27 protein-coding genes and 1 tRNA gene are annotated in these 26237 nt (G+C 59.2%); 17 read left to right on the plus strand and 11 right to left on the minus strand.

The window, feature by feature from the left end:
- Positions 1 to 2: 2 nt before the first annotated feature.
- From Q1A20_RS13120 to Q1A20_RS13135, 4 genes are all read right to left on the minus strand, one after another.
- Positions 3 to 824: a trypsin-like serine protease gene (locus tag Q1A20_RS13120; RefSeq protein WP_298974439.1), complete on the minus strand. Its 822-nt coding sequence runs from the start codon at positions 822 to 824 to the stop codon at positions 3 to 5.
- 100 nt (positions 825 to 924) lie between these two features.
- Complete coding sequence (gene glcF, locus Q1A20_RS13125) at positions 925 to 2247, minus strand: glycolate oxidase subunit GlcF (RefSeq protein WP_299408397.1); 1323 nt, start codon at positions 2245 to 2247, stop codon at positions 925 to 927.
- Between the two features lie 95 nt (positions 2248 to 2342).
- Positions 2343 to 3470, minus strand: a complete 1128-nt coding sequence (locus Q1A20_RS13130) for an FAD-binding protein (protein WP_299408400.1) — start codon at positions 3468 to 3470, stop codon at positions 2343 to 2345.
- 60 nt (positions 3471 to 3530) lie between these two features.
- Complete coding sequence (locus Q1A20_RS13135) at positions 3531 to 4979, minus strand: FAD-linked oxidase C-terminal domain-containing protein (RefSeq protein ID WP_299917065.1); 1449 nt, start codon at positions 4977 to 4979, stop codon at positions 3531 to 3533.
- A gap of 80 nt (positions 4980 to 5059) precedes the next feature.
- Here Q1A20_RS13135 and Q1A20_RS13140 point away from each other — a divergent pair, with 80 nt between their 5' ends.
- Positions 5060 to 5752, plus strand: a complete 693-nt coding sequence (locus Q1A20_RS13140; RefSeq protein ID WP_298974436.1) for a DUF599 domain-containing protein — start codon at positions 5060 to 5062, stop codon at positions 5750 to 5752.
- 34 nt (positions 5753 to 5786) lie between these two features.
- On the plus strand, positions 5787 to 6137 hold the full coding sequence (locus Q1A20_RS13145) for a hypothetical protein (RefSeq protein ID WP_298974435.1): 351 nt from the start codon (positions 5787 to 5789) through the stop codon (positions 6135 to 6137).
- A gap of 6 nt (positions 6138 to 6143) precedes the next feature.
- On the opposite strand, the gene rlmH is transcribed toward Q1A20_RS13145, so the two are convergent.
- The 3 genes from rlmH to Q1A20_RS13160 form a co-directional block, all read right to left on the minus strand.
- Entirely contained in the window at positions 6144 to 6614 is a 471-nt protein-coding gene (gene rlmH, locus Q1A20_RS13150; RefSeq protein WP_299408405.1) for a 23S rRNA (pseudouridine(1915)-N(3))-methyltransferase RlmH, read from the minus strand.
- A 24-nt stretch (positions 6615 to 6638) separates the two neighbouring features.
- The gene (gene rsfS, locus Q1A20_RS13155) at positions 6639 to 7007 is read right to left on the minus strand and encodes a ribosome silencing factor (RefSeq protein WP_298974432.1); all 369 of its coding nucleotides are present in this window, start codon (positions 7005 to 7007) and stop codon (positions 6639 to 6641) included.
- A 152-nt stretch (positions 7008 to 7159) separates the two neighbouring features.
- Positions 7160 to 8503: a mechanosensitive ion channel domain-containing protein gene (locus Q1A20_RS13160; protein ID WP_299408408.1), complete on the minus strand. Its 1344-nt coding sequence runs from the start codon at positions 8501 to 8503 to the stop codon at positions 7160 to 7162.
- Between the two features lie 228 nt (positions 8504 to 8731).
- Between Q1A20_RS13160 and leuC the strand changes: the two genes are divergently transcribed.
- The 5 genes from leuC (at position 8732) to Q1A20_RS13185 (ending at position 14291) form a co-directional block, all read left to right on the plus strand.
- Complete coding sequence (gene leuC, locus Q1A20_RS13165; protein ID WP_298974429.1) at positions 8732 to 10138, plus strand: 3-isopropylmalate dehydratase large subunit; 1407 nt, start codon at positions 8732 to 8734, stop codon at positions 10136 to 10138.
- 275 nt (positions 10139 to 10413) lie between these two features.
- Positions 10414 to 11235 (plus strand): DUF1194 domain-containing protein, encoded by an 822-nt coding sequence (locus Q1A20_RS13170; RefSeq protein ID WP_299917066.1) that lies wholly within the window; start codon positions 10414 to 10416, stop codon positions 11233 to 11235.
- A gap of 246 nt (positions 11236 to 11481) precedes the next feature.
- A complete protein-coding gene (gene leuD, locus Q1A20_RS13175; RefSeq protein WP_299917068.1) occupies positions 11482 to 12087 on the plus strand; it encodes a 3-isopropylmalate dehydratase small subunit in 606 nt (201 codons plus the stop codon).
- Positions 12088 to 12399: 312 nt separating this feature from the next.
- Entirely contained in the window at positions 12400 to 13242 is an 843-nt protein-coding gene (locus Q1A20_RS13180; protein WP_299408416.1) for a hypothetical protein, read from the plus strand.
- A gap of 11 nt (positions 13243 to 13253) precedes the next feature.
- Positions 13254 to 14291, plus strand: coding sequence for an endonuclease/exonuclease/phosphatase family protein (locus tag Q1A20_RS13185; RefSeq protein ID WP_299408490.1), 1038 nt, complete (start codon positions 13254 to 13256; stop codon positions 14289 to 14291).
- Here Q1A20_RS13185 and Q1A20_RS13190 read toward each other — a convergent pair.
- Positions 14288 to 14947 carry a DUF2306 domain-containing protein gene (locus Q1A20_RS13190; protein ID WP_299917069.1) on the minus strand — a complete coding sequence of 220 codons (660 nt, stop codon included), beginning with the start codon at positions 14945 to 14947 and terminating at the stop codon, positions 14288 to 14290. The genes Q1A20_RS13185 and Q1A20_RS13190 overlap by 4 nt on opposite strands.
- Before the next feature lie 182 nt (positions 14948 to 15129).
- Here Q1A20_RS13190 and Q1A20_RS13195 point away from each other — a divergent pair, with 182 nt between their 5' ends.
- The 3 genes from Q1A20_RS13195 (at position 15130) to Q1A20_RS13205 (ending at position 18405) form a co-directional block, all read left to right on the plus strand.
- Positions 15130 to 16122: an AraC family transcriptional regulator gene (locus tag Q1A20_RS13195; protein ID WP_299917071.1), complete on the plus strand. Its 993-nt coding sequence runs from the start codon at positions 15130 to 15132 to the stop codon at positions 16120 to 16122.
- 95 nt (positions 16123 to 16217) lie between these two features.
- Entirely contained in the window at positions 16218 to 17324 is a 1107-nt protein-coding gene (gene leuB, locus Q1A20_RS13200; protein WP_299917073.1) for a 3-isopropylmalate dehydrogenase, read from the plus strand.
- Between the two features lie 130 nt (positions 17325 to 17454).
- A complete protein-coding gene (locus Q1A20_RS13205) occupies positions 17455 to 18405 on the plus strand; it encodes a DMT family transporter (RefSeq protein WP_298974991.1) in 951 nt (316 codons plus the stop codon).
- Here the strand turns inward: Q1A20_RS13205 and Q1A20_RS13210 are convergent.
- A complete protein-coding gene (locus Q1A20_RS13210; RefSeq protein WP_299917075.1) occupies positions 18370 to 18693 on the minus strand; it encodes a hypothetical protein in 324 nt (107 codons plus the stop codon). The genes Q1A20_RS13205 and Q1A20_RS13210 overlap by 36 nt on opposite strands.
- A gap of 72 nt (positions 18694 to 18765) precedes the next feature.
- On the opposite strand from Q1A20_RS13210, the gene Q1A20_RS13215 reads away from it, so the two are divergent.
- A complete protein-coding gene (locus tag Q1A20_RS13215; protein WP_299917077.1) occupies positions 18766 to 18969 on the plus strand; it encodes a hypothetical protein in 204 nt (67 codons plus the stop codon).
- 269 nt (positions 18970 to 19238) lie between these two features.
- Here Q1A20_RS13215 and Q1A20_RS13220 read toward each other — a convergent pair.
- Positions 19239 to 19315 (minus strand) — tRNA-Arg (locus tag Q1A20_RS13220).
- 121 nt (positions 19316 to 19436) lie between these two features.
- On the opposite strand from Q1A20_RS13220, the gene Q1A20_RS13225 reads away from it, so the two are divergent.
- The gene (locus Q1A20_RS13225) at positions 19437 to 20480 is read left to right on the plus strand and encodes a LacI family DNA-binding transcriptional regulator (protein ID WP_299917079.1); all 1044 of its coding nucleotides are present in this window, start codon (positions 19437 to 19439) and stop codon (positions 20478 to 20480) included.
- A complete protein-coding gene (locus Q1A20_RS13230; RefSeq protein WP_299408433.1) occupies positions 20477 to 21694 on the plus strand; it encodes a crosslink repair DNA glycosylase YcaQ family protein in 1218 nt (405 codons plus the stop codon). The genes Q1A20_RS13225 and Q1A20_RS13230 overlap by 4 nt, the downstream gene beginning before the upstream one ends.
- On the opposite strand, the gene Q1A20_RS13235 is transcribed toward Q1A20_RS13230, so the two are convergent.
- Positions 21688 to 22203: a winged helix DNA-binding protein gene (locus tag Q1A20_RS13235; protein ID WP_298974409.1), complete on the minus strand. Its 516-nt coding sequence runs from the start codon at positions 22201 to 22203 to the stop codon at positions 21688 to 21690. The two genes, Q1A20_RS13230 and Q1A20_RS13235, sit on opposite strands and share 7 nt — an antisense overlap.
- A 202-nt stretch (positions 22204 to 22405) precedes the next feature.
- On the opposite strand from Q1A20_RS13235, the gene Q1A20_RS13240 reads away from it, so the two are divergent.
- The 4 genes from Q1A20_RS13240 to Q1A20_RS13255 all read left to right on the plus strand — a co-directional run bounded on the left by Q1A20_RS13240 (position 22406) and on the right by Q1A20_RS13255 (position 26236).
- A complete protein-coding gene (locus Q1A20_RS13240; RefSeq protein ID WP_299917081.1) occupies positions 22406 to 23395 on the plus strand; it encodes a TRAP transporter substrate-binding protein in 990 nt (329 codons plus the stop codon).
- Between the two features lie 69 nt (positions 23396 to 23464).
- Complete coding sequence (locus tag Q1A20_RS13245; RefSeq protein ID WP_299408438.1) at positions 23465 to 23989, plus strand: TRAP transporter small permease; 525 nt, start codon at positions 23465 to 23467, stop codon at positions 23987 to 23989.
- A 4-nt stretch (positions 23990 to 23993) separates the two neighbouring features.
- Positions 23994 to 25304 carry a TRAP transporter large permease subunit gene (locus Q1A20_RS13250; RefSeq protein WP_299408441.1) on the plus strand — a complete coding sequence of 437 codons (1311 nt, stop codon included), beginning with the start codon at positions 23994 to 23996 and terminating at the stop codon, positions 25302 to 25304.
- Positions 25305 to 25309: 5 nt separating this feature from the next.
- Positions 25310 to 26236 (plus strand): hypothetical protein, encoded by a 927-nt coding sequence (locus tag Q1A20_RS13255; protein WP_299408443.1) that lies wholly within the window; start codon positions 25310 to 25312, stop codon positions 26234 to 26236.
- Position 26237 lies beyond the last annotated feature (1 nt).

Here is a 26237-nt window from a genome sequence, read left to right on the forward strand (position 1 = left end):
GATCAGTTCATCGGCTTGACGAATTTGGCACCGGAGGTGTTGCGCCCTTCACCGACACCGATGCGCGCCGCGAGGGGGGCGCTGGCCTGAAACGTGCCCTTGCCCGCCGCAAGCTCTTCACGCAGGAATTCCAAAGGCGCGCCTAATGCGGTGCCCAGCGACACGTTAGTGCCATTCATTTCGGCCTTGGCAGACACCACGGAGACGATTTGGGCCTTGCCCTCGGCAAAGACGAAAATCGGCGCGCCGGAAGAACCGAAGTCCACGGAACAGGACGTGACAAGAACGCCCTGCTGCCGCGCCAACACGGTGCAAAGCTCCTGCAGAGAGGGCGCTTCGGAGCGGTCGTGCGCATAGCTCACCACGCCCACACGATCCCCTTTTCTGGGGCGCGGCGCGGTATCAAAGGGTTCGATGGTGGTATTGCGAATGGGCCGCGCCAATTCAAGCAGTGCGATGTCGTTACGGACGCGTGCGGACGAAACATCTTCGGCATAGGTATAATCGGGATGTACCACCGCGCGGCGCACGTTGCGGTAGGCGGAGGCGCGGCCGTTGCGCCAGCCCGCCAGGAATTCGACCGTCTCGTGATTGATTCGGGTACCGGTGGCTTTGTCAAAGAGGCAATGCGCCGCCGTCAGCACCAGATCCGGGCTGATCAGGGCGCCCGTGCAAAACCCTTTGCCGCCGATGTCCAGACGGCCAACCGCCTCCCAGGGGCTCGCGTCGTTCCCGTCTTCAAGCGACTTCAGGCGGCCTTCCTGAGCGACCACACCTGTTGTGGAGACCGCGGCCAAAAAGAACAAAACCAACCACTTTTTCACAAAATACTTCCTTCGCATCTGATCAGACGAGGCTACGGATCAGATGCGGCAGAAATAGGGCGGTGCAGCCCAAATAGGCGGCTTTTTGGTTAATAACGGGTCAACGAAGCATGGGGATTTCAGACCGGGGGTTGAACCCGTCCATCAAAGCAGGAGGTTGCGGCCCACCTGTTGCCCAATCCAGCAGTTCGACGGTGTGCACGATCGGCAGATGCGTCCCTGATCCGATCTGCATCATGCAGCCGATGTTGCCTGCGGCGATCACATCCGGGTTCTTGGCCTCCAACGTGCGCACCTTGCGGTCTTTCAGCTTCTTGGAAATCTCGGGCTGCATCAGATTATAAGTTCCAGCCGAGCCGCAGCACAGGTGAGGATCAGCAGGCTCGACAATGGTATACCCCGCACGTTTCAAAAGATCCTTGGGGTAGGTCTTGATCTGCTGCCCATGCTGCAGGGAACACGCGGCGTGGTATGCCACGACCATACGCTGGTCTTCTCCCTCTGGCAGATCAAGCTGCACCAAAAGCTCCGAGACATCCATGGCAATTGCCGAAACCCGCGCGGCATCCTCAGCCAGCGCTTCGTTGCGGAACATGTGCCCGTAGTCTTTGACCGTGGTGCCACAGCCGCTGGTGTTGATCACAATCGCATCAAGACCATCACCATCCATTTCGCGCGCCCAGGCCTTGATGTTTTTCGCGGCGGTCGCGTGGCTCTCGGTGGTTTTGCCCATGTGGTGGGTCAAGGCCCCACAGCAACCTGCGCCTTCGGCCACGACCACCTCACACCCCAACCGCGTCAACAGACGGATTGTGGCGTCGTTGATATCCGTATTCAGCGCCTTTTGCGCACAGCCCGTCATCAGCGCCACCCGCTTCTTGCGAGGCGTTTCGGGCGCAAAGCTCTGTGGATCATCATTGCGGCTGACGGGGGGGATTTTCTTTGGGGCCATCTCCAGCATCGCGCGCAACCGCGCGTCCGGCATCAGCTTGGCAAAGGGGCGCCCCAGCTTGGCCCCCACCAATGCCAGGCGAAACCGCATAGGGTAAGGCAAAATCCGCGCCAATATCCAGCGCAAGGCGCGGTCACTGAACGGCCGCTTGTAGCGCTGTTCGATGTAGTCACGCGCGTGGTCCACCAGATGCATGTAGTGCACCCCCGACGGGCAGGTCGTCATACAAGCCAGGCAACTGAGGCATCGATCAATATGTTTGACGGTTTTTGCATCCGGATCACGGTCATTTTCCAGCATGTCCTTGATCAGGTAGATGCGCCCCCTCGGGCTGTCGAGTTCATCTCCCAGCACCTGATAGGTCGGACAGGTCGCGGTGCAAAAACCGCAGTGCACACAGGTCCGCAGGATTTCATTGCTGCGCTGGATGCCGGGGTCTTTGAGCTGCTCAGGGGTAAAGGTCGTTTGCATTTCAAGCGGGCCTATCGGTTGGAGAAGGGGTGCGCGTGGTGCGGGATCATGGAAATCACCCGGCGCAGGTCATTGCGGACTGGGTGCGAAAGGCCTCAAGCACTGGCCATCAACCCGGCATTGAGAATGCCCCTTGGGTCAAATTTCGCGCGCAGACCGGCCGTGATCCTGGCGACGCCCGAAGCTTCGGGATGGAATATCGGCAGGGCCCCGCGCGTACGGTCGGAGGCGCGCACCACTGTCGCATGGCCGTCAAAGGCCCCCAATTTCGCGCGCAGATCGACCCCCTCCGGCATCCGCACCCAGATCAGACCCCCTGCCCAGTCGAAATACCAGCCAACCGCGCCGGAACGCGCCATCAGCGCGGGCGCATCCGAGGGTTTGCACGACACACGCCAGATGTCTTCGGGCACATCCTTCCACAATTCCGCGTCCCGGACACTTTTCCAGACCCAATCTGTCATGACGGCATCGGCAATGATCATTTCGCTTGCGATTGGGGACAGCAACTCCTTGAGGCGGTCCAGACGGTAGGCCACGGAGGCTTCAAACCCTTCCACCCGCAGCACCGTCACCGGACCGTCATCCATGATGCTGGCGCAATGTGCCGAACCACTGACTTCAAATGGCGACCCCATGGCCGCAGCCATCGCCCGGACAGCCTGCACATCATCCAATCCGCGCAGCATCAAGCTGCCCTGGGTCTCCGGCGTGGGCAGCACTTTCAGCGATACCTCAGTCAACACGCCAAGCGTGCCAAAGGAACCACTCATCAGCTTCACCAGATCATAGCCGGTCACATTCTTCATCACGCGACCCCCGTTTTTGACGATGGTGCCAGCGCCGTCCACGTACCGCACGCCCAATGCGTAGTCCCGCGCGCCACCGCCCTGAATGCGGCGCGGACCGCTCACATTGGCGGCGATCACGCCACCAAGGGTCGGTTCGCCCACCGTGCCCAAAAGGGTACGATGATCCATTGGCTCAAAGGCAAGGCGTTGATTTTCGGCAGCCAGCGCTGCGTCAATTTCGGACAGCGGCGTGCCAGCTTGTGCAACAATCGTCAGCGCACCAGGCTCATAAAGCGTGATGCCAGACAACCCACCAACCGAAAGCACGTCACCCTCGGGTTTGATGCCCCGCGTGCCGCCACCCTGAATGGCCAGCGGTCCCTTTGCGGATTTGATCATCTCAGCCAAACCCGCTTCCGTGTCAGGTGTCATCATCTTCTTCTGGCTCCAAATATCCTGGGGGAGCGCCCTCAGGGCGCGGGGGCAAAGCCCCTATTCCGCGGCCAAGGCCAAGGACCGGCGTGGCTCTGACACTGCCAGCGGAAAGACCTTCGCCGGGTTCAGCAACCATTGCGGATCAAAAACGTCCTTGACTGCCATCTGCGCTTCGAGATCTTCGGGCGCATACTGATAGGTCATCAGATCGCGCTTTTCGATGCCAACGCCATGCTCCCCGGTCAGACAGCCCCCTGCCTCGACGCAGAGCTTCAGCACTTCCGCACCAAAGGCCTCGCAAAGCTCCAGATCACCGGGTTTATTTGCATCAAACAGGATCAACGGGTGCATGTTGCCATCGCCCGCATGAAAGACATTCCCCACCTGGAGACCGTATTCCTTCGACATCTCGCCAATGCGGCGCAATACGAAAGGCAGCGAGCTGACCGGGATCGTCCCGTCCAGACACATGTAATCGTTGATCTGCCCAATCGCACCGAAGGCGGACTTTCGACCCAACCAGATCAGCGCACTCTCTTCGGCGGATTTGCTTTCCCGCAGCTCGACGGGATTGTGCCGCCGGGCAATCTCCATGATCAGGGACAGTTGATGGTCGATTTCAGCCTCCGACCCTTCCACTTCAACAATCAACAGCGCTTCACACATCGGATAACCCGCATGGGCAAAATTCTCGCAGGTCTCGATGCAGAGCCTGTCCATGAACTCTATGGCCACGGGCAAAACACCCGCCTTGATGATGTCGCTGACGCAAGCACCTGCGACTTCGCTGTCATCAAACCCCATCAGAACGGGCCGCGCGCCTTCGGGTTTGGCCAGGATGCGCAGGGTTGCTTCGGTAATCACACCCAATTGGCCTTCGGACCCACAGACAAGACCCAGCAAATCCAGGCCACCGCTGTCCATGTGCGCGCCGCCAATCTCGACGACCTCGCCATCCATCATCACCATGGTGACACCAAGCAGATTGTTGGTGGTGACGCCGTATTTCAAACAATGCGCGCCACCGGAATTCATCGCGATATTCCCCGCAATCGCGCAGGCCAGCTGGCTGGAGGGATCGGGCGCATAGAAAAACCCGTTTTCCTCAACGGCGCCGGTGACGCTGAGATTGGTGCGACCGGTCTGGACGCGGATGATGCGGTTGTCATAATCGGTTTCCAGCACGTCATTCATCCGGGCAACGCCCAGGATCACGCAATCGGCTGTCGGCAGCGCGCCGCCCGCCAGCGAGGTGCCGGACCCGCGTGGCACAACCGGTACACTCTCTTCGTTGCAAATCCGCAAAACATCGGAGACTTCCTGCGTGGTCGAAGGCAGCACCGCCACCATCGGCGGACATTTATACGCGGTCAGCGCATCACACTCATAGGCTCGCGTTTCCGACACCTCGTGAATAACCGCATCGGTAGGTAATACGCTTTGCAACCGGGCAACCACGCGATCCTTGCGTGCAAGAACGGCCTGATCGGGAATCGGCATTTCCATGGTCATTCCTCCATTTGGTAAATTAATATTACCAATTTCACCCATTGGCAAGCTTTACCTGAGATGCGATGCGTCCTGCCATGACACTCATGGACCGGATCGCCCTCTTTCAGCCTGTGGATTTTGCCGCGGTGGCTCTGTTGTTCCTGCTGTGGATCGGTATTGGCTTTCGGATTGAACACCCTTCGGCCAAACATCTGTCCACGTCGCTCATCATGGCAGGCTATCGACAGGAATGGATGCGCCAGATGGTCACCCGCGAGCCGCGGATCTTTGACGCGCAGGTTCTGGGCACGCTGCGGCAGGGAACGGCCTTTTTCGCCTCCACCTCGGTCATCGCCATCGGTGGAACGCTGGCAGTGATCGGCAATGCAGAACGACTTGCCGGTGTGGCGGAGGACATCACGCTGATCGATCACCCAACAATCGTATGGGAACTGAAACTGATGGTCCTGACGCTGTTTCTGACAAATTCGTTCCTCAAATTCGTCTGGGCAAACCGTCTGTTTGGTTATTGCGCCGTCCTGATGGCTGCCGTCCCCAATGATCCCAAGGATCCCGATGCCTATAAATGTGCCGAAAAAGCGGCACAAATTAACATCACCGGGGCGAAAAGCTTCAACCGCGGCCTCAGAGCGCTCTATTTCGCGCTCGCTTCCGCCGCCTGGCTTGCCGGACCCATTCCTCTGATCCTCGCCTCCCTCATTACCGTGATCGTGATCTGGCGCAGGGAATTTGCATCTTACTCTCGCAAAATTCTCCTGACCCCTTAAATAGGGAACTGAGAACAGTTTGGTTTGTTATGATATGAAAAATGTAATTTTCGCGCTTCTTGTGGTGGCAGCTCCCGCGCTGGCCGAACCGCCGCAGATTGACAACGTCAAGGCAATCCGTTCCGGCGACACTTGGCGATTTGAGGTGACGATTTCACATCCCGATACCGGCTGGGACCACTATGCAGATGCCTGGCGTGTGCTGGACATGCAGGGCAATCAAATCGCCATTCGTGAATTGGCGCACCCGCATGTGCAGGAACAGCCCTTTACCAGATCGCTGTCGGGCGTGCGCCTGCCCGAAGGGACCACCCAGGTGCAGATACAGGCACGCGATCTGCCCGGCGGCTGGAACCCGACCGCAACCATCGTGACACTGCGCTAAGGTCCGTCACACCCGGTGATAGGGTGCGCCCGCGAGGATCGAAGCCGCGCGGTAAAGCTGCTCCGCCAGCATCACCCGCACCAGCATATGCGGCCAGACCATCTTGCCGAAGGACAGTGAAAAATCAGCCTGCGCGCGCAGCTCTGGCGCAATGCCGTCCGCACCGCCGATGATGAAGCTCAAATCGCTGCGCCCGGCATCGCGCCACCCGGCAATACGATTGGCAAAATCCGGTGAGCTTTCAACACGCCCGCGCTCATCCAACACCACGATCACGGAATGGTCGGGAATGGCACGTCGCAGCAGGTCAGCCTCCGCCGCCATACCCGAGGCCTTGCGATCATCCACCTCAACGACGCGCGCCGGGCCAAGGCTGAGGCCACGACCGGTGCGGTCGAGCCGCTGCAGGTAATCGTCGATCAGGTCTTTCTGCGGTCCGGCACGCAATCGGCCAACCGCAACAATATGCACACGCATGTTCGGGCCACCCCTGACCGAAAGTCAGTTGGTTGCCGTCTCCGTACCCGCCATGGGCTGCCACATCTTCTCAAGCTGATAGAATTCGCGCACTTCCGGACGGAAAACATGCACGATCACATCACCTGTGTCGATCAGCACCCAGTCTCCGGTGTCCTTGCCTTCCATCTTCGCGGTGCGGCCAAATTCGTCTTTGACCTTCTGCGCGAGCTTCTCCGATATGGAAGAGACCTGACGCGTCGACCGCCCCGAGCAGATGACCATGTAGTCACCGATCTCGGTCTTTCCGCGCAGATCAATCTGCACGATGTCTTCGGCCTTGTCGTCGGAAAGGGATGAAAGGATGGTCGCCAAGAGCGCTTCGCTGGTGGCTGTGTCGGCCGCAGTGACCATTACTGCAGGCCCGTTTTGAGCAGCATCTGCTGCGTCAGCATGGATTGACAGGACATTGTCCTCCTTTGAACGCGCCGCCGGACCCCCGGCGCTGGGGTACATACAGGGTAACAACGCAGCTGCAACAATTCAATGACAGCGTTGTAGATCGGTTAACCTTCCGTCCCGTCCCTCAGCATGTCCTGCTCCTCTGCGAGCATCCGCACCTCACGCTGCGGGAACGGGATGGAGATATCGTTGTCTTTAAACACGTCCCACAGGGCAAGATAGACATTACCGCGAATGTTGGTCAGCCCGCCGGTTGGATCCTTGATCCAGAACCGCAGGATGTAGTCCACCGAGCTGTCGCCAAACCCGACGATATGGCACACCGGCAATTTCGGGTGGGACAAGACGCGGTCCACATCTGTTGCCGCCTGAATGGCCAGTTTGCGCACCTGGTGCGGATCGCAACCGTAGGAGGTGCCGAAATAGATATCGAGGCGCACATAGGCGTCGGAATGGGACCAGTTGACCACCTGCCCCGTGATCAGATCCTCATTGGGGATCAGATATTCCTTGCCATCCCGAGTAACCACGCTGACATAGCGCGCGCCCAGCGAATTGATCCACCCAAAGGTCTCACCAAGCGAGATCACGTCGCCGGGCTTGATGGATTTGTCGAGCAGGATGATGACACCCGACACAAGATTGGACACCACCTTTTGCAGACCAAAACCAAGGCCGACACCAATGGCACCCGACAGCACCGCGAGCCCGGTGAGATCGATCCCGACCGCCTTCACCCCCATGAAGAAGGCAAAACCGTAAAGCGTGATTTGCACGGCCTTGACGGCCAGCACCTGCATCGAGGGGCTGATGTCTTCGTTCTTGCGGATGCTGGAGGCCGTGGTACCGCTGATCAACCGGGCCACAGTGAAAAAGACGCCGATCACCACCGCGGCGGACAGCAAGGTCAGCACCGACATCCGGAAGTCGCCAATTTCCAGCGCCAGCCCGTCCAGGAAGGCGGAAACCTCGTCCGATACACCCACCAGATAGAGCGTGGCGTAGATCCACAGGCCCCATGTCACCAACCGCCGCAAGAACCGGTTGCGCACCAGCCTTGTGGCATAGGCAATGCCGGTCCAGACCACCGCCAGCGTGGCTGCCAGCCCAATAAAATAGGACCGCGACGGCCATGTGACCTGCTGCATGATCATGTAGAGCCCACCCGCAAGTACCGCGAACCAGATCAATCCCATGCGCCGTTTGATCTGCACGATCATGCGCAGCTGCCACTTTGACCAACCCTCGCGGGCCCGCACCTGCTTGTCGATGATGCTGCCGGAGACGATGTGCAAACAGTAGCACAGCGCCGCCAGCCCCAGCACGATCAGCACCTGATTCTGGCGCCATCCGGGCGTTACGACGCTCTCGATAAAGCTAATGAAAAGGAACCAGATTTCGTCGACCGACATCAATGCCTGCGCAAAAGGTTGTTGTTCGGTCTCCATCGGCGCTCCTTTGGCCTGAAATTGGCACAGACCGGCACCCCCTTCAACCCACCGCCCTTGCGGCAAGTGCTGCAGCACTGTATCTGATGCCCATGGTACGTGTCTTTGATATGGACGACCGCGCACGCCTGCGCGAACGCTTCTTCGGGGCAACGCATGCTGTGCTTGCACGACTATAAGCGCGCAGCCGACCCCATCTGATCAATTCCAATTTACGGGAGAGGACCCATGTCCCCCAAAACGCTCTATGACAAAATCTGGGATGCCCATGTGGCGCACGAAGCGGACGACGGCACCTGCCTGCTCTACATCGACCGTCACCTCGTGCACGAAGTGACCTCGCCACAGGCCTTCGAAGGTCTGCGCATGACGGGTCGCAAAGTGCGCGCGCCGGAGAAAACCATCGCCGTGCCAGACCACAACGTGCCCACCACGCCGGGCCGCGAAGACCCGTCGAACATGACCGAGGATTCGGCCGTCCAAGTGGCCGCCCTCGACACCAACGCCAAGGATTTCGGCATCCACTACTATCCGGTCTCGGACGTACGCCAAGGCATCGTGCACATTGTCGGCCCCGAGCAGGGCTGGACCTTGCCCGGCATGACAGTCGTGTGCGGCGATAGCCACACCGCGACCCACGGGGCTTTTGGGGCGCTTGCCCACGGCATCGGCACCTCAGAGGTCGAGCACGTGCTGGCCACGCAAACGCTGATTCAGAAGAAATCCAAGAACATGAAGGTGGAGATCACCGGCAAGCTGCGCCCCGGTGTGACCGCCAAGGACATCACCCTCAGCGTCATCGGGGCCACTGGCACCGCGGGCGGCACCGGCTATGTCATTGAGTATTGTGGGGAAGCCATTCGGGATCTGTCGATGGAAGGCCGCATGACCGTCTGCAACATGGCGATCGAAGGCGGCGCGCGCGCCGGTCTGATCGCACCGGACGAGAAGACATTTGAGTACTGTCAGGGACGTCCGCATGCGCCGAAAGGCGCCCAGTGGGAAGCGGCTCTGGCCTGGTGGAAGACGTTATTTTCCGACGAGGACGCGCATTGGGACAAGGTCGTTACGCTGAAAGGCGAAGACATCGCGCCGGTGGTGACCTGGGGCACTTCGCCTGAAGATGTGTTGCCGATCACCGCAGCCATCCCGGCAGCCGACGATTTTGAAGGTGGCAAGGTCGGGGCCGCGCAACGCTCGCTCGACTATATGGGCCTGACCCCCGGCACCCCCTTGTCGGACGTCGAAATCGACACTGTTTTCATCGGATCATGCACCAACGGTCGGATTGAGGATCTGCGGGCCGCGGCGGAAATTCTGAAGGGCAAAAAGAAGAAAGACGGGCTGCGGGCTATGGTTGTGCCGGGCTCTGGCCTCGTCCGCGCGCAGGCCGAGGAAGAGGGTCTGGCCGACATCTTCAAGGAAGCCGGTTTTGAATGGAGACTGGCCGGGTGTTCCATGTGTCTGGCCATGAACCCCGATCAACTCGCGCCGGGTGAACGCTGTGCGGCGACGTCCAACCGCAATTTCGAAGGCCGACAGGGTCGCGGCGGTAGAACGCACCTGATGTCTCCGGCCATGGCGGCAGCTGCGGCCATTACAGGCCGGCTGACGGATGTGCGCGATCTGATGTAAGATCTGATGGATGGCTGCGGTGCAGAAAACCGCGGCCATTTTTTCTCCTTTTAGGCTCTTTTTCGTATTTTTCAGCCTGACACTTGGGGGCAGCCACCACAACTTTAAGGGTAGTATCGATAAAAGATTATCGCATAGGTGAACTGTTATTCTCAAAAAATACCATAATACAATCGCTAAAAGTTTGAAAATTGATCAATTTTAAGATATCGTTAAGGCGTTGTTCAATTTTGAATAACATTTCTATGAGTTAAAATTTGGTAAGGACAGATCTTATGACGATCAAAGCATTCATTGGGGGCCTCTCTGCGGCCTTCGTTCTTTCAACAGGGAGTGCCCAATCCGCGCCCGTCAGTCTGGAGCTGATGCTTCTGACAGACACGTCCGGCTCGGTGAGCAGCACTGATTACAACCTCATCCGCAACGGCTATGCTGCCGCATTCGAAGACAACGAAGTGCAGCAAAAGATCCTGAATTCGTCGACCGGCAGCATTGCCGTGGCGGTCAGCTTCTTTGACAGCTTCTATCGGGGTCTGGGCACAGCATGGACGCTGATTGACTCGGTGGCGTCTGCCAACGCCTATGCGCAAACGCTTCGGAACATGAACCGTCTCGGCAGCGGCTCGACAGGTCTTGCCGCAGGCATCACCGGCGCGGCTGCTTCTTTCGCGGCGAATGACTTCGAATCCACACGTCAGGTGATCGATGTTACCGGCGACGGCAACGAAAACGTTCAATGTGGCCAGAACGAAACAGACTGTGCCGCGGTTCAGAACGCACGGGATGCGGCGCTGGCTGGCGAAACCGACGTCATCAACGCGCTGTTCGTGAATGACCCACCGTTCTTTGGCGATACCGGTTCGGAAAATGTCGACTCGATCCTCTACGGTGAGACAAACGTTATCGGTGGACCAGGCTCGTTTGTCGTTGCAGCCTCCGGGTTTGATGATTTCGAGCGTGCAATCCGCGCCAAGATCATCCGCGAAGTCGCACCGCCCCCAAACACCGTGCCAGTACCAGCAGGCCTGCCTCTGATCCTCACCGGTGTGCTTGGGTTCGCAGCGCTGAAGCGCCGCCGGAGCAACAAAGCAGCCTGAGCTTTGTGGTAAACCGCTGCGCCCGCGGTGCGGGTCTGGCAGCGGTCACCCGACGGGTGAAACATGCAATACAAAGAATGGCGGTACTCCGGTGCCGCCATTCTTTTGTTATGTTGCGTGCAAGGACCAGCAGACATTGAATGTCACCGAAAAATACGGCATCAGAGGCGAGAGTTCAGCAGGTTCGGCGAGGCCGTACTGCGCAGCAGATAAACTGACGTCCCGATCAGGGTCAGGAGGCACCAAATGGACAAATTCGACACCCTCACCGGGATTGCAGCCCCGATGCCGATGATCAACATCGACACCGATATGATCATCCCCAAACAGTTCCTGAAAACGATCAAACGCTCCGGACTGGGTGTGAATCTCTTTGACGAGATGCGGTATGACGACGATGGCGCCGAAATCCCGACTTTCGTGCTGAATCAGGACGCCTATCGCGATGCGGAGATCCTTGTCGCCGGGGACAACTTTGGCTGTGGCTCATCGCGGGAACACGCGCCATGGGCCATCAAGGACTTTGGCATCCGCTGTGTGATTGCGCCGTCCTTTGCGGACATCTTCTTTAACAACTGTTTCAAGAACGGCATCCTGCCCATCGCGCTGCCACAGGAACAGGTCGATGTCTTGGTGAAGGATGCGGAAAAGGGATCGAATGCGCGGATGAGCATCGATCTGGATGCACAGACCATCACCACCTCGGATGGCGAGGTCTTCACTTTCGACGTGGACCCTTTCAAAAAGCACTGCCTGATGAACGGCTTGGATGACATTGGCCTGACCATGGAAAAATCCGCCGCGATTGACAGCTTTGAGACGGCAGCGTCGCAGGCGCGTCCCTGGGTTTGATCTGAAAAACGGCGCGTTGCCAATTCAGCGATAATGACACAGAGTTAACACCTTTATTGTGGGCGTTTCCCAAGCGCCCACAACATGTTGAGTGGTGCCAGTTTTCTGCCACAGTATTGATGCAAGATGGCACCACCTCTTCCCTCAAAACGCCCAATGGATTGCGTCTTGTTAACCACGAGACTTGCGAAACTTAGACGAATGATGTCACAAATGGGGCAAGAATGAGGCAGCAACCACCGCCCCGGTGGCATCAAGTTGGAACAAGGACGCGGCAACGTATCGCTCCTGGCCAGTTTGAAGGGAAAACGAATGTTTGTACGTATGTCAGGCGCAGCAATGCGCGGTTTATTGGTGGCGTTGTTAATTGCCACTCCGGCACTGTTGTTACCAGATTCAGCGACCAGCCAGTCCCAGATTGTCGTGCTCATGGCTTTGATCGCAGCCTTTCTGACCTTTGTTGAATATAACTCGAACGCGCCCAGCATTGTAGAATTCAGAGACGCAGCACCGTTCAACCGGCTGCGTTTTGTCGCGTTGTTCCTGACCGTCTTCCTGCTGACGACCATCGCCAAGGGGAATTCAGAGCCAACCTCCTTTACCCACGCGATCACCTCGTTGGGCACAATCATCGGCAATGCGATTGATTTCCCCTATTCGCCGGTGCGGCTCATCGTTTTGATGTTGCCCTACGACTCGACCGTAGAAACCATCAACAACGTGCGGTCCGCCGCCGGAATTTCCTACCTGATCTCGCTGATGGCGATGTGCGTCTTTGTGTCCTTGGTGCGGATCTGGGGATGGCCGATGCGCAATGGCGCGTTTAACGTCTGGGTGAACCTGCCGCTTTTTGACCCGACCGCAGGCGGCGATGTGCTCTACCGTTTGCAGCGCGATGCGCGCGTGAACATCGCCTTGGGATTTCTGTTGCCCTTTATCATCCCGGCAGTGGTCAAGGCGACCTCTGATCTGATAGACCCGATCTCACTGGAGAACCCGCAAACCCTTATCTGGACGATGACTTCATGGGCCTTCCTTCCTGCCAGCATGATCATGCGTGGCATTGCAATGACCCGGATCGCCAGCATGATCGAAGAAAAGCGGCGGCGTGCATATCAAAGCGCATCCGAGGAGGCCGATTTGCAGGCGGCCTGATTGCAGCCACCCTGCTCGGGCTCAGCCAAGGCGCAAGTGCAGAGACCCTGCGCGTCGCGACTTTCAACACGGAACTGCAGCGTAAAGGTCCCGGACTATTGCTCCGGGACATTGCGCGTGGTGAAGACGATCAGATCATCGCGACCCTGCGCGTGATTGCCGAGGCGAACGCCGATGTCATCGCATTGCAGGGTTTTGACTATGATCTGACCGGGGCGGCACTCTCGGCTTATGTGGACGCGCTTGCCGCCACTGGCATCGAATACCCCTATCAATTTGCAGCCCGTCCCAATACCGGCATGCCGACCGGGCTCGATATGGACGGTGACGGCTACCTTGGTGACCCGCGCGATGGCCAAAGCTATGGCCAGTTTTCCGGGCAAGGCGGTATGGCGGTGCTGTCCCGCCATCCTATCGATCACGCCACGGTGCAGGATTTTTCCGCAATGCTCTGGCGCGATGTGCCGGAGGCGTTGCTTCCGCAGACCGACGCAGGCCCCTTCCCTTCCGAGGCGGCGCAGGCCGTGCAACGCCTGTCCACGACAGGGCATTGGGTTGTCCCCGTCGATGTCCCCGAGTTGGGGCGGGTGACCTTGATGACCTTCCACGCCAGCCCGCCCGTCTTCGATGGGCCGGAAGACCGCAACGGCAGGCGCAACCACGACGAAATCATGTTCTGGCACCATTATCTGGACGGCGCCTTTGGGCCGGCCCCCGCGGACCGTTTTGTGCTGTTGGGTGATTTCAATCAGGACCGGCGCGGCGGCGAAGGGATCAAGGCGGCGATCAACGCAACGCTGGAAGATCCGCGGCTGCAAGATCCGATGCCAGAAAGCATGGGCAGCGTTCTAGTGTCGGATGACGCCTTCGATACCGTCGATTGGACCGACCCGGTGCCGGGCAACCTGCGCGTAGATTATGTGCTGCCATCGTCAGATTGGCGTGTCGTTGATGCCGGTGTGCTATGGCCGGATCCGGAAACGGAAATGGGGCAAATCGCGGCCACCGCCAGCCGCCACAGGCTCGTTTGGGTCGACATCACCCGCTAACGAGGTGCGGATTTGCGCAACCACACTTCGAGCAAAAGCAGATAGGGCAGGTAAAAGGCGACGTTTTGGACAAGGTCAAAAGTGCCTTCAAATGTCGGGGTCGACGCCACGCCACCCGTCAGCGCATACCAAATCCCATAGTGTACCCGGTAGAGCCATGATCCCATGGCCAGCACGAACAAGCGCAACGCCCAGCGACGGTGTGCGCCGTATCGACCCGCGCGCGCAAATCGGATCGCCTGAGCCGCGCTCAATACCAGCAAAACGCCATAGAGCGTGAAGCCCGCGTCCATCCAAAAGCCGCCGATCGTGCCGCGCAGCGCGATGTAAAGCAGACCGCCCGATCCGGTGATCACCGCAAAAGATACTAGCAGCCGCCCGCTCCACCTGTGCAACGCCGGAAACCGGTGCCGCAACGCGCCCCAAAGCTGCAGCGGGATCAGGAGCGTGAGCACACCGCCCAACAGCATATGCCCAAAGATCGCGTGATTGCCGACCCCCCGTCCGGCGACGAAAAACCGACTGTCCTCGATGCCAGATGTGAAAAGGCCAGCCACCCCGGAGCGCGCGGCATAGAGCGCAAATGGCAAGACCATCAGCATCAGGAACCCAATGCCAATCCCGGTCACGAGGGTGCGCTGTTTAATGGACACCATGGCCCGTTGCGTAGCATCGATTGAATGTAGTTGGTAGCCGGAGCACGAAGGGACGGCGGCAACCAGCGTGACTTGCAATACGCGCCAATCCTATAGCAAAATGCGCCAATTCGCACCCGCGCCGTAGCCCATCGCCCGTAGCTGAACCAAATGAGAGTGATCAACTTCCCCATGGACACCTTATGAGCCGCAAAGCCCTCTACCCCGTTGCCCAGCAAATCCGGCAGATGTGCACGATGCTGGATCTGTCAGAACAGCGGGTGCTGGAGCGGGTCGGCTTGCCGTCCGATTTTATCGACACCGAAGATCGCGGCGTCGATGGCCCGACATATTTTGCAGTGTGGCGCGCGGTGTCGGATGAATGCGATTTCGAGAATGCACCCATAGTCTTCGCGCAGAAGGCCGCGAGCCGACCGTGCAATTCGCCGATGATTGCCTTTACCAGCAGTGCGACCTACCGCGAAGGGCTGGAGCGGCTGGCCCTGTTCAAACCACTTGTGGCCCCAATCAAACTGACGATCAAAAAGGTGCCTCAGGGCCTCTCCCTGCGGTTCGACGTCTCGGATGAGATGGCCAAGATGCCGGACAGTTTCGAACTGTTCGACCTGGTTTACTTTGTCGAGATCGCACGGGTGCACACTGGCGTAAAAATCGTGCCACTCTCTGTGAAGGGTCCGTCCATCGCACCGCTGCGGCACGCCCTGGAAGCCTACTTTGAGTGTATGCCGGAGGTGGGCCCATATGCCGAGCTGATCCTGCGCGAAGAAGATGCCGATCTGCCCCTGATCTCCGCCAATGCGGCTTTGCTCGATGATTTCATCCCCACCCTGCAACGCCGTTTGGCCCAACGCACATCGCGTGACACCATGGCCGAGCGGGTGGAAGCGACGCTGCGTGAAATCCTGCCCTCGGGCAAAGCCTCGGCAAATGACGTCTGCGCGCGGTTGCATCTTAGCCGCCGCAGCCTGCAGCGGCGCCTGCACGAGGAAGGGCAGACCTTTCGCGCCCTGCTGGATGCGACCCGCGCGTCGATGGCAAAGGACCTGCTGGCACAGGGGGATGTGAGCGTCGAGGAGATCTCCTATCTGCTGGCCTATCGAGATCCCAATTCGTTTTACCGCGCCTTTCACAACTGGACCGGCATGACACCGATGCAGGCCCGCGAAATCAGCTAAAGGGCCGCAAGAACGGGCATTCCGCTGACCGGCTTCTTGACCCTGACCGGGTCGCGGGGTAGGCCGCGTGCAACAAAAGTTGCAGGAGTCGCATCATGGCCAACCCTTCCCTTCTTATTCTCGCTGGCGACGGTATTGGCCCTGAGGTCATGGCCCAGGTGAAACGCGTGATCGGCTGGTTCGGTGACAAGCGCAATCTGGCCTTTGATGTCGGCGAAGATCTGGTGGGCGGTGCCGCCTATGACGCGCACGGAACGCCGTTGCACGACGACACCATGGCGCGCGCGCTCGAAGCGGACGCGGTACTGTTGGGCGCCGTGGGTGGCCCGAAATACGACGACCTTGATTTCAGCGTGAAACCGGAGCGCGGTCTGTTGCGGCTACGCAAGGAGATGGACCTGTTTTCCAACCTGCGCCCGGCACAGTGTTTTGACGCCTTGGCGGATTTTTCCTCGCTGAAAAAGGACATCGTCGCCGGCCTCGACATCATGATCGTGCGCGAATTGACCTCGGGCGTTTATTTTGGCGAGCCCCGCGGTATTTTCGAAGAAGGCAACGAGCGGGTTGGCATCAACACACAGCGCTATACCGAAGGCGAAATCGACCGCGTAGCGCGATCAGCGTTTGAACTCGCACGCCGCCGGTCGGGCAAAGTCTGTTCGATGGAGAAAGCCAATGTGATGGAGAGCGGCATCCTGTGGCGCGAAGTGGTGCAAAAGGTGCGCGACGCCGATTACCCCGACATCGAGTTGTCGCATATGTATGCGGACAATGGTGCGATGCAACTGGTCCGCGCGCCCAAACAATTCGATGTGATCCTGACGGACAACCTCTTTGGCGACATCCTGTCGGACTGCGCCGCGATGCTGACCGGGTCGCTGGGCATGCTGCCCTCGGCCAGCCTTGGCGCACCAACGGATGGTGGTCCGCCCCGGGCACTTTACGAGCCCGTGCACGGATCAGCCCCAGACATTGCGGGACAGGGCAAGGCCAATCCCATCGCCTGCATCCTCAGCTTTGCCATGGCGTTGCGTTACTCTTTCGATCAGGGCGATGAAGCCGCCCGGCTAGAGGCCGCCATCGAAATGGTGCTGGCCGATGGCGCGCGCACGGCTGACCTGATGGGCGAAGAAGGTGGCACGCCGATCAGCACAACGGAAATGGGTGATGCGATCCTAGCAGCGCTTGACGCGAGCCTCTAACAGCCCCGCGCTTAGGCGCGACCTCCGGTTGGATATGATCCGACGCTGGTGTGTGAACAATTCGATGTAACGGCCCTGTTTGGCCATCCCCTTTTTCTCTCGATGAGAGCAAACCATGGCCAAGAAACCGATGCATCCGAACCTCAAGGCCGCGCTGATGGCGCTGGTGGCTTTCGGTATCTTTGCCAGCCACGATGTCATCATCAAAGTGCTGGGCGGCGGGTATTCCCCGGTGCAAATCGTGTTTTTCAGCGTTCTGTTCAGCTTCCCGCTGGCGATGCTGTATCTGTTGCGCGATGCGACCCACGGCACCCTGATCCCCAAGCATCCGTGGTGGATGGCAGCGCGCACCGTGGCGGCGGTGATCACCGGGTTTTGCGCGTTTTACGCCTTTTCGGTGCTGCCCCTGGCGCAGGTTTATGCGATCCTCTTTGCCTCGCCGCTGCTGATCACGATCCTTGCCATCCCGATACTGGGGGAGCAGGTGAAACTGCGCCGCTGGATCGCGGTTGCCGTTGGACTGTGCGGTGTTCTGGTTGTCCTGCGACCGGGAGAGGCCGAACTGGAACTCGGCCACCTTGCCGCGTTGATCTCCGCCATCTGTGGCTCGATTGCATCCATCATCGTGCGCAAGATCGGGCGGGAAGAGCGCACAGTCGTGATCATGCTCTACCCGATGATGGCGAACTTCATCGTGATGGCGGCGCTGTTGCCCCTGGTCTATCAACCCCTGCCTCTGGCTGACCTGGGCAAACTGGGCGTGATTGCCCTGCTGGCCTGGACTGCGGGCCGTTTTCTGATCGCCGCCTATAACACCGGCGAAGCGGTCGTGGTCGCGCCGATGCAGTATTCGCAAATCCTGTGGGCCTCATTTTATGGCCTAATGTTTTTTGATGAGACACCGGACAATGCGACCATCATTGGCTCTGCCATCATCATCGCCAGCGGGCTTTTCATCGTGTTGCGCGAAAGCAAGGCGCCAGGATCTGAGCAACCGGTGCTACGCACCCGCTCGCGCCCGGAAACCGGCACGTCGCCACGCGTATCACACTTCATTAACCGCGAAAAAGACCCCGAGTAGCGCATTCATCAAGCTAACAATCGTGGTGGACGTGCCTGAACCAGTGGTTCCAACAACATCAGAATAGCGAGTCCCCAACTTGTTAACATCAGCCAACGCCGGAATGGCCGCCGTGCGCGTCTGAGCGATCTTGCTGTCGGAATGGCCGATTGTCTTGGCATGAATGCCCAGCGGTTCCCCCAAAAGCGCGCGCACCATGTCGAGATAGTGAATGGAGTGCAGTGACAACTCCACGCGCGGCAGGGGTTCCAGAAACTTCCACAGACCCCAGGGCGTATCGAGCACCACTAGGACGAATTCCTTAACTCCTCATATCCACAATACGTCTCAGTGACTGTGCTTGTACCGATAGGCGTGTGCGTGACCGAATTTGCCATGACGGTGAAAACGTTTGTGATGCCTCACGTGCTTGCGGTGCGTTTTGTGAGAGCGATGGACCCCATGCCCATATTTGGGTTGATGCACATTTTTGCGGCTTATGGCATGGTTTGGGCGTTTGCCATTGAGCTCCTTGGCAATGATCCCACCTGCGATCGCGCCCAAAGCGAAAACGCCCAGGTTTGATGTATCAGCCCGCGCCTGAGACGTGGTCGCGGCACTTATCGCGGCGATGGTAATGGCTGCCACAGCAACCTTTTTGATGAAGCTGTTCACAACAGTTTCCTTTCATGGCGTTCCGGCGAAGCGATATGCGCCGCCTCGCCAATCGACATAAGCAGAATGCCTGAAACAAAAAGACGAGGACCTTTCAACATCGCTCACGCCACCGAGACGCCTTGCGAGCACCCCGCGACAATCCTTGCAGCTCTAAGCACTCTTTTTGAAAGTGTTTTTGGTGATCCCGGCAGGATTCGAACCTGCAACCTGCCCCTTAGGAGGGGGCTGCTCTATCCAGTTGAGCCACGGGACCGGCCCGGATGGGTTTAGAACAAGTTTTCCGGCTTGTCATTGGTCTAAATGCTTGTGCGACAGATGCTTGATAGGCAGGGTTCACCTGCGCTACCAAGGAGCGACAGTACAGGGAATATATTGTGACAAGACCCAAGCAGCGCCCGTTGACCCTCCGTGATGTATCAGAAGCCTGCGGGGTGTCGGAGATGACGGTGAGCCGGGTCCTGCGCAACCGCGGCGATGTGTCTGCTACGACGCGCGAACGTGTCCTGCAAGCCGCCAAGACGTTGGGGTATGTGCCCAATCAGATCGCGGGATCGCTCGCCTCGCAGCGTGTGAATCTCGTGGCGGTGATCATCCCCTCTCTGTCCAACATGGTGTTTCCAGAAGTCTTGACTGGGATCAATCAGGCCTTTGAAGACACGCCCTTGCAGCCGGTTGTCGGGGTGACCGACTACATGCCCGAAAAAGAAGAGCAGGTCTTGTACGAAATGCTGTCCTGGCGGCCATCGGGTGTGATCATTGCCGGGCTGGAGCATTCCAATGCAACGCGCGCGATGCTGCAAAACGCCGGCATTCCCGTTGTTGAAATCATGGACACCGATGGCAATCCGGTGGATGCGATGGTCGGCATTTCGCACCGCCGGGCCGGTCGGATGATGGCCGCGGCGATCCTCAAGGAAGGCTATACCCGCATCGGGTTCATGGGCACGAAGATGCCGCTCGACCACCGGGCGCGCAAACGCTTTGAGGGGCTGACCGAAGGCTTGACCAAAGAGGGCATCGAGATTGAGGCCCGCGATTTCTATTCCGGCGGATCGGCGCTGGCAAAGGGCCGCGAGATGACGCAATCGATGCTGGAACGTGCGCCTGATCTCGATTTCCTATACTATTCCAATGATATGATTGGTGCCGGGGGCCTGCTCTACCTGCTTGACCAGGGCATTGATATCCCAGGGCAAATCGGGTTGGCGGGCTTTAATGGCGTTGAATTATTGAAAGGTCTGCCGCGGAAATTGGCCACGATGGATGCCTGCCGATCAGAGATCGGGGCGGCGGCGGCGCAGATAATATTGGAACGCAGCGCACTGCCCGAAGATGCGGACCCGGGCGAGCCCGCACGCATCACGCTGACGCCCAAGATTTCCTATGGGGAAACGCTGCGCCGCAACCAACGCGGATGAGTACACTCACCCTCAGCAACAAATCCGCACGCCGGCTGTTTCTGGATCGGCACGCGCTCAGCGAAACGCCGCAAGGCGTGGCACAGGGCGCTGAGTTGCTCTCCTTGATCGCGCGTCTTGGGTTTGTGCAGCTCGACAGCATCAACACGGTCGCCCGCGCCCATGACCTGATCCTGTTTTCCCGACGGCCGCGCTATCGGCCCAAGGCACTGAAACGTCTTTACGAAAAAGACCGTGCGCTTTTTGAACACTGGACACATGATGCCGCCGTGATCCCGATGGACTATTACTCATGGTGGCAGTTGCGGCGCGAACGGGATGCGGCAAAGCTGCGCAACCAATGGCGGGATTGGCGGCGGGACGGGTTCGAAGCGCAATTCCAACCGGTTCTGGACCAGATCCGCGAGGAAGGGCCCTTGTGCTCCTCCGATGTCGGCGCGGGCGAAAAACGTGGCTCCGGCGGGTGGTGGGACTGGCACCCCTCAAAGACCGCGTTGGAATACTTGTGGCGCAGCGGGGCCCTTTGCGTGGTCGGGCGCGATGGGTTTCGCAAGCGCTACGATCTGACGGAACGGGTGATCGACGATGCCCTTTGCCAGCCCCGACAAGAGCCTGAGCATACGGCGGCGACGATTGACTGGTGCTGCTCTGGCGCGCTGGACCGGCTGGGTTTCGCGACACCGACCGAGCTTGCCGCCTTTTGGGATCACATCACCATCGCCGAAGCCAAAGACTGGTGCGCGGGAGAGCTTGCAGCGGGTCGTCTGCAACCTGTTGAAATCGAATGCGTCGGTGGCGCCTTACGCCCCTGTTTTGCCCGGCCCGATATCGCCTCTGATCCGGCTCTGACCTTGGAGCCGACGCCCCGGCTGCGGGTTCTTAGCCCCTTTGATCCCGCCCTGCGTGACCGGAAGCGGGCGGAACGGCTCTTTGGCTTTGACTACCGGATCGAGATATTTGTGCCCGAGGCAAAGCGTCGTTACGGCTACTACGTCTTCCCCATACTGGAAGGGGACAGGCTGGTGGGCCGCGTCGACATGAAGGCGTTTCGCGACCGTGATACGCTTCACGTGCGGGCGCTTTGGCCGGAAGCTAAGGTGCGTTGGGGCAAGGGGCGCGTGGCGGCTTTTGAGGCCGAACTTGCGCGGATCGTTCGGCTGGCGGACGTCAGCAAATTGTCATTTGAGGACGGCTGGTTGCGCGCCCCTCAATAGGTCGTGGCGGCCCGCGCGGCCTGATCATATTGCCCGGACATCAGGCGCAAAAGCGATGCCGCATGGCTGACCTGCTCGGGCTCCAACCCTAGCTCCCCCACCGCACGCAGCAGCAGACCCTCGCGAATTTCGCGGTAGCGCACACAGGTCTCCGCCCCCTTTTGCGTCGCGGCCACGGTCTTTTCCTTGCCCTGACGACCGTCCTTCACCAACCCCGCCTTGATCAGCTTTTTGATTGCGTAGTTGACGGTATGAGTATCCTCGACGTTCAGCACCAGACAGATATCCGCCAGTTTCTTGGGCCGGTCGCGATGATAGACGGAATGCAGCACGAGCACATCCAGCGCCCCCAGTTCGGGATACCCAGCCATGGCAATGGCGCGCACCATCCATCGGTGGAAGGCGTTGTTGGCCAGCGTCAGGCCAAACTCCAACTCGGAGATTTCCGCAAACGAGCCACTTGCCAGATGTGCAGAGGAAACGACGGGGCCAAGAAAAGGATCAGACATATCCTATAGACTGCGCAATATTGATAATTTGTCAACATTTTGTTGACGTATTGCAAAAGTTGCGCAGTATTGACGCTAGGGAATCAATCTGACGAAGATTCGCGACAGGTCCATTGCGCCCGAGACCAGATCTCAAAGCATCCCAAACGCCAGCGGGCAGAAGACCCGCGCATGAAATAATGACCAACCAACGGAGAGACCGATGAAACTGACACATAAATTCCTGGCGGGTGCCGCCACGCTCGCCCTGACGGCAGGCACGGCCGTTCCCGCGTTCGCGGCCGAAAAATGGGATATGCCCATGGCCTATTCCGCGTCAAACTTCCATTCGGAAAACGGCGTGGCCTTTGCAGAATGTGTGGGCGCGGGCACCAATGGCGAGATCACCATCGAAGTACATGCCGGTGGGTCGCTCTTTGCGGGCGCCGACATCAAACGCGCGATCCAGACCGGTCAGGTGCAGATTGGCGAACGTCTGCTTTCAGGTCACCAGAACGAAAGCGCTGTCTTTGGCTTCGACAGCATCCCGTTCCTCGCGCCCTCCTTTGACGACAGCGAAAAGCTCTACAAAGCGGCCAAGCCCAAGATCGAAGCCCTGCTGGATGAACAGAACCTTGAGCTGCTTTATGCGGTGCCTTGGCCGCCACAAGGTCTCTACTTCAAGAAAGAAGTGAACAGCGTCGCCGACATGGCCGGTGTCAAGTTCCGTTCCTACAACAACACCACCAGCCGTTTGGCCGAACTGACGGGCATGCTGCCGGTGACGGTTGAAGCCGCCGAGATCAGTCAGGCCTTTGCCACGGGCGTTGCTGAATCCATGGTGTCCTCCGGTGCCACGGGCTATGACCGCAAAGTCTGGGAAAGCCTGACGCATTTCTACGAAGTCGACGCCTGGCTGCCGCGCAATTACGTGATGGTGAACCAGGACGTCTGGGCAGATGTATCCGATGCAAATAAAACTGCCATCCGCGCCTGTGCCGATGAAGCAGCGGCGCGTGGGCTGGAAGCCTCCAAAGCCTACACCCAGTTCACCATGGACGGGCTGGCCGCAGGGGGCATGACCGTGCAGCCCGCAGGCGATGCGTTGATGGGCGAACTGCGTGAGATCGGTGCGACCATGACGTCCGAATGGCTTGACGCCGCCGGAGACGACGGCGCGGCCCTCGTCGACGACTTCAAAGCGATGCAATAAGCGCGCAATGGCGGTCCCGACAATCGGGGCCGCCCTTTTGATATCATTCATTTGAGTGGGAGTGGTGCCGTGACTGCGATCCGCAAGACGCTTGATTTTCTGTACCTGATCGCCGGGATTGCCGCAGCTTTGTGTCTGATCGCAATCCTTGCGTTGATCGTGGCACAGATGGTGGCCCGCTGGACGGGCGAAATTTTCCCCGGCGCGCCGAACTATGCGGGTTACGCCATGGCGGCGGCGAGCTTTCTAGCCTTCGCCAATGCCTTGAACAAGGGCGCGCACATCCGAGTTTCCATTCTGTTGAATTCGGTGCCCGCGGGCGCAAGACGACTGTTGGAAATCTGGTGTTTTGCCGTGGGCGCCGCAGTCGCGTGGTATTTCACCTATTACGCCTATTGGTTCGTCTACTGGTCCTGGAAATTCAATGAGGTCAGTCAGGGGCAGGACGCCGTACAACTTTGGATCCCGCAATCGGTCATGGTGATCGGTGGCGGCCTGATGGCCATCGCCCTCACCGACAACCTGTTGCATGTGATTTTCAAAGGCGATCACCGGATCACCCGCGACACCGTCGACGATAGCTTCGAGGTGTGAGCAGATGACCGAAGTTTACGCCATCATCCTCTTTCTCGTCGTTCTTTTCCTGCTGCTTGGCACCGGCGTCTGGGTCGGGCTGGCCCTGATGGGGGTCGCCTGGGTCGGTATGGAGCTTTTCACCACTCGACCCGTCGGCGACACGATGATCACGACGATCTGGGCCTCCTCCAGCAGCTGGACGCTGACGGCCTTGCCGCTCTTCATCTGGATGGGCGAAATTCTGTATCGAACGCGGCTCTCCGAAGACATGTTCAAAGGCCTCTCGCCATGGCTCGCCCGTTTGCCGGGTGGGCTGGTGCACACCAACATCGTGGCCTGTACGGTCTTTGCCGCGGTTTCCGGCTCCTCTGCGGCAACGCTGACCACCGTTGGCAAGATGTCCATCCCGGAGCTGCGCGCGCGCAATTACCCCGAGAACATGGTGATCGGCACGCTGGCGGGCGCGGCAACGCTGGGGTTGATGATCCCGCCATCCATTGCGCTCATCGTCTATGGGGTGACGGTGAACGAGAGCATCACAAAGCTCTTTTTCGCCGGCGTCTTTCCCGGCCTGACCCTGGCGACGATGTTCATGGCCTATGTGGCCATTGTCTCGAAGGTGTCGCCCTCCTGGAACCCAAGCATGGAGACAGGCATGAGCTTTGGCGAGAAGCTGAGTAATTCCCGTTTCCTGATCCCAGTGCTGACACTGATCACCGTGGTCATCGGATCGATGTATGCAGGCTACGCGACCGCGACCGAGGCGGCCGCCATCGGTGTGATCGGCGCGCTCCTGCTGGCGACCGCGCAGGGCTCGCTGACGCCCGCGTCGTTCAGGGCCAGCCTGATGGGGGCCATGCGAACCTCGGCCATGATCGCGCTGATCCTTGCGGGCGCGGCCTTTCTGAAACTGTCGATGGGTTTCACCGGCCTGCCCCGCGCGCTGGCCGACAGCATCGCAGCGATGGAACTGGCGCGGTTCGAGCTGCTGATGGCGTTGCTGGTCTTCTACATCATCCTGGGCATGTTTCTCGACGGGATTTCCGCCGTGGTGCTCACCATGGCCATTGTCGAGCCGATGGTGCGCGAGGCCGGTATTGATCTGATCTGGTTCGGTATCTTCGTGGTGGTGGTCGTGGAGATGGCGCAGATCACCCCACCCATCGGGTTCAATCTCTTTGTGCTGCAGGGCATGACCGACCATGAAATGGGCTACATCACCAAGGCGGCGCTGCCGATGTTCCTGATCATGGTGTTGATGGTTTTCGTGCTGATCTGGTTCCCCGAGATCGCAACATGGCTGCCTGAAAACCTGCGACAAACCCCGAGCTAGCGGAAGTGACAAGACTGCTATGGTTCATCTCCGACAATGCGCGCGCTTGCCTGATCGTGGGTCTGCTGGCCGGGCTGGCACTGCCCGGTCTGGCCGCCACGATGCAGCCTTGGCTGCCGGAAATGGTGGCGGTGCTGCTCACGATCACCGCGCTGCGCATCGGGCACCGCGCGGCCATGGGCGCGCTGTCGGATCTGCGGTGGGGGTTGGGATCGGTTGCGGTATTGCAATTGATGCTTCCGGTCGCCTTGTTCGCGCTGTGCTGGATCTTTGGTCTCGCGGAGGCACCCGCTGTCACCGCGATGGTGCTGGCGACAGCGGCACCTGCCATTTCCGGATCGCCCAATCTGGCGCTGCTGTTGGGCCAGAATGCCGGGCGCATGATGCAAATTCTGGTGCTGGGCACCGCCGCCTTTCCACTGACGGTGCTGCCGGTTCTGTGGTTGATGCCACACCTCGGCACACCAGCCGCGATCACCAGCGCGGCGCTCACCCTGCTAGTGGTCATCGCCGTGGCCACGATCATCGGCTTCAGCCTGCGCCAGCTTTTCTTCCCCGCCCCCTCCGAGCGGCAAATCAAAGCGCTCGATGGGCTGTCGGTTCTGGCCTTCTCGGCCATTGTCGTGGGGCTGATGGCAGCTCTGAACCCGGCCCTGCGCAGCGATCCCGGCAGCGTCGCTCTTTGGGCGCTCTTGGCCTTTGCCATCAGCTACGGCGCACAGATCTTCGCCTATCTGATCCTGCGCAGATCACCGCTCGCGCATGTCGCCGGGCCACTGGCAATCGGCGCGGGGAACCGCAATATCGCACTTTTCCTGGTGGCGCTGCCGCCAGAGGTACTCGCGCCCCTGATGGTCTTTGTCGGCTGCTGGCAATTGCCGATGTACCTGACACCCATCCTGTTGCGCTGGTTGTACAAAACGGGGCCTTGAA

Origin of the sequence: uncultured Roseobacter sp., assembly GCF_947501835.1 — a bacterium.
Classification (GTDB): domain Bacteria; phylum Pseudomonadota; class Alphaproteobacteria; order Rhodobacterales; family Rhodobacteraceae; genus Roseobacter.